At 57.9% G+C, this 3,226-nt stretch carries 3 protein-coding genes; 2 read left to right on the top strand and 1 reads right to left on the bottom strand.

Annotated features, from left to right (window positions below):
• Nucleotides 1-227 precede the first annotated feature (227 nt).
• On the top strand, nt 228-1,535 hold the full coding sequence (locus ABHR76_RS09755) for a lysylphosphatidylglycerol synthase transmembrane domain-containing protein (protein WP_346977591.1): 1,308 nt from the start codon (nt 228-230) through the stop codon (nt 1,533-1,535).
• A 116-nt stretch (nt 1,536-1,651) separates the two neighbouring features.
• On the top strand, nt 1,652-2,263 hold the full coding sequence (locus ABHR76_RS09750; protein ID WP_055309485.1) for a TetR/AcrR family transcriptional regulator: 612 nt from the start codon (nt 1,652-1,654) through the stop codon (nt 2,261-2,263).
• 112 nt (nt 2,264-2,375) lie between these two features.
• Here ABHR76_RS09750 and ABHR76_RS09745 read toward each other — a convergent pair.
• The coding region (locus tag ABHR76_RS09745) for an ABC transporter ATP-binding protein (protein ID WP_346977589.1) at nt 2,376-3,226 on the bottom strand (851 nt) is incomplete at its 5' end.

Genomic DNA, 3,226 nt, shown 5'->3' with positions numbered 1-3,226 from the left:
GCCCGTTCGTCTAGCGGTTTAGGACGCCGCCCTCTCAAGGCGGAGATCACCAGTTCGAATCTGGTACGGGCTACCACGCATCTGATACCCGGACTTCCTATGGAAGGCCGGGTTTTTTTATTTTCAAATAACCGTCTGCAATTCCCGTTTGAACCAGAGCTTTGCGTTCTGCCTATGGCCCTTACGGGTACAATATCCAAGATATTTTGACTGTTAGAAGGAGTCTCATGACGGAGTCCTCTCAGCATACGTCTAAGCCCCAGGTCGAGGTTGAGGCCTCGGGCGGAGATGACAATAAGAGCGCACGCCGCGGCGCCATCTTTATCGGCGTCGTGCTGGTAGGTTATATCGTCTATCTGGTGGTAACCGGGCAGATGGGGCAGTTCTGGGCCGCTATGTCGAGCGTCCAGGCGTCATGGCTCGTTGTCGCGTGTCTTTGCATGTTCATGTACCTGTTCTTTGGCATTGTGGCCTATGCGATCGCCGTCTGGCTCGATCCCAATTCGCCCGTCGGCATCCGCGACCTGATCTCGGTCGAGGCGAGTGGCATCTTCTTTGGTAACCTGACGCCCATGATGATGGGCTCCACCCCGGCTCAAATCTATCGCCTGACCAAGGCCGGCCAAAACGTGGGCGAGGCCGGCGCCACGCAATTCACGCGTTTTATCGTGTACCAGTTTGGCCTCGTTGCCTGGGGCGCTATCCTACTGCTTGCTCGCATGCCGTTTTTTGCCGAGCGCTATGGCGACATGACGTTGCTGTGCGTCTTTAGCTTTGGTGGGCACTGCTGCATCTTGCTGGGCATCTTCGCCGTCGCGCTCATGCCTAAGACCGTCACGCGCGTCGCCCATTGCATCATCAATTGGCTTGAGCGCATTGGTGTCTCGGCCACTAAGATCGAGGGATGGCGCACGTTTGTCGATGGCGAGATCTACTCCTTCTCCGAGAAGTTCAAGCTTTCAGCCGGACATTTTTCTTCCATGCTGCTCACGGTGGTCATCACCATGCTGCAACTCGCGTTTTTCTATCTGGTGCCGTATTTCCTGATGCTTGCCTTTGGCCACCACGAGGTCGACTTTTTCTCGGTCATGGCCGCGAGCGCCTTTGTCCAGCTGCTGAGCTCTGCGGTCCCCCTGCCCGGTGGAACTGGTGGCGCTGAGGGCGGCTTTGCATTGTTCTTGGGTCATTTCTTTGGGTCGGCTTCGACCGCCGGCTATCTGCTGTGGCGCCTCATTACGTTTATTGCGCCGACCATTTTGGCTGCGCCCCTGCTGGGACTTAAGAGCGCCCACAACGAGAGCATCCATGCGCGCTGGGATCGTGTGATGCGCAAGCTCGGCCGCACGCCTCAGACGCCCTCTGCGCCCACTATGCCGCACCCCACGAATGCTGTTACCGTTGATCCCAAGAAGCGCGCTCAGAAGGCTTCTGGGACCGCTAAGCCGGCTCATAAAGCCTATGTGCGCCAGACAGGCGATGGTAATCGCGTATCTCCGTCGGCACTCAATAAGAAGAAGCATCCCAAGTCGCAGTAGGGCAGTCGTGCGTTCTTCATGATGCGGGGCATATTTGTGCTGTATGGGGGATAATCCTCTTACGTAGATTATCTCTCATCTGTTGATGAATGCTCGCATATCGAAGGGACACGCCCATGGCAACCAGCAAACCGCGTCTTGACCGCCGCATTGTTCGCAGCCGTAATGCCATCCTTTCGGCTTTCGAGCGCCTGCTCATGGAAAAGCCGCTGGCAGACATTACGGTGAGTGCCATCGCGCGCGAGGCCAATGTCGACCGCAAGACCTTTTACGTTCACTTTGGTACGGTTGACGGCCTGCTCGATGCCATTGCCGTCGATGTGGTGGAGATGATTGTCGACTCGGTCGAGAAAACGCTTGCTTCTATGGACGGTGACACCAGCGAGCGCGCTCTTGGCGCGGCGGCGACCTTCTTTAAAACCGTTAATGAGGCACTGTGCAACAACTTAGTGCTCAATCGTCAGCTGATCGAGAATATTCCGCTCGATGATTTCATGGCTCGTCTTCGTGCGCCGCTCGAACATGAGATTGCCGAGCGCGATCTGCTGCCCCAAGGTCTCAAGGACGAGATGTTCGACTACTATCTGGCGTTTTTGCTGTCGGGTATTATCGGTATCTATCGCACGTGGGCACTGTCTGACGGCTCGGTTCCTATCGAGCGCGTCTCTGAGGTCGCCAACGATCTGACTCTCAATGGTCTGTCGAGTCTGGAATCTCGCTTGGATTAGGCCTAGTTGGGCTCGTCGGCGTGGAAATCCCTGTTCACGAGGTTCTCCGGCGCCTTGGAGACCTCGCCGGTGTAGGAGCTGTAGCCTGAGGATCCTTAAAAGAAAGTCCAGTTTATTCTTCCCACTCCAAATGGGAATCCTCCGATGCGCCTTCGCATACTCGCATGACCTCGATACCATGCGAGCGTGCGAACTCGACGAGCTCTGCGTTGCGGGCGTTTATGGTGCCGAAGGCGGAGGGGCACACGATAAGGCGCGCGCAGTGGACGAGGAGCTCTTTGGCGCGGGCTATGGTTTTATCCCCGATCGGCTCGAAGGCGCGCTCGGCCACGCATTCCGTCGCCAGGTCGCGCGCGAGCTCGCAGTCGATGTCCCCTTCGTGCAGAACGCCCGCGTAGAACGCCTTGCCCTGTCGGATGAGCTGGCGAAACACAGCCGACCCCGTACCTGCGCCAGCGATGACGAACGTGTGCGCATCGCCGTGTGGGCGCCCAATTTCCACGCTGCCGAAGCGCTCGTTGAAGGTGCCATGTTTAAGGCCGTAGAGCTCGCCAATCGTCTCGCGCGTGAATATGTCCTCGGGTGCGCCGGCGCGGAAGACCCGGCCGTCCTTCACGCAAATCACCTTGTCGGCGCTTTTCTGCGCGAGCTCGAGTTCGTGGATGGACATGATGATAGCCACATTCCGCGATTTCGCAAGGTGGCGAAGTATTCGCAGCAGGTCGATCTGGTAGCGGATATCGAGATACGACGTGGGCTCGTCGAGCACGAGCACGCGCGGATCCTGCGCGATGGCGCGTGCGAGCATGACGCGCTGGCGTTGCCCGTCGCTTATCTGCATGAAGTCGCGCTCGGCGAGCTCTTCCACATGTGCGGTTTTCATGGCCTCGTCGACCCGACTATGGTCGTCGGGCGAGAGTGTGCCCATTCGCCCGGTGTAGGGATGCCTTCCCGCCTCTACGA

The sequence above is a fragment of the Collinsella aerofaciens genome (genome assembly GCF_039752985.1).
In the GTDB taxonomy this organism is placed as follows: Bacteria; Actinomycetota; Coriobacteriia; order Coriobacteriales; family Coriobacteriaceae; genus Collinsella; species Collinsella aerofaciens_BT.
The sequence above is the reverse complement of the archived record's forward strand: the minus strand, read 5'-3'. Positions and strand labels throughout refer to the sequence as shown.